This window comes from Pseudomonas sp. BMW13, from assembly GCF_013357275.1.
Taxonomy (GTDB): Bacteria; Pseudomonadota; Gammaproteobacteria; order Pseudomonadales; family Pseudomonadaceae; genus Aquipseudomonas; species Aquipseudomonas khazarica.
The window spans coordinates 1-217 of the sequence record NZ_SUKD01000086.1 but is presented as its reverse complement, the minus strand read 5'-3'; the positions used below and the strand labels follow the sequence as shown (position 1 = coordinate 217).

Below are 217 nucleotides of genomic sequence, written 5' to 3'. Positions count from 1 at the left end.
CTCGTAGATCGACTCCTGCACCAGCGCGCGCGACGGGCAGGTGCACACCTCGCCCTGGTTGAAGAAGCCCAGCACCAGACCCTCGGCGGCCTTCTCGATGAAGGCCGGCTCGGCGTTCATGATGTCGGCGAAGAAGATATTCGGCGACTTGCCGCCCAGCTCGACGGTGGACGGGATGATGTTCTCGGCCGCGCACTTGAGGATGTGCGAGCCGACC

1 protein-coding gene is annotated in these 217 nt (G+C 65.0%); it reads right to left on the bottom strand.

The annotated features are described in order from the left end of the window. The coding region (locus tag E4487_RS25055; RefSeq protein ID WP_175254582.1) for an aldehyde dehydrogenase family protein at window positions 1–217 on the bottom strand (217 nt) is incomplete at both ends.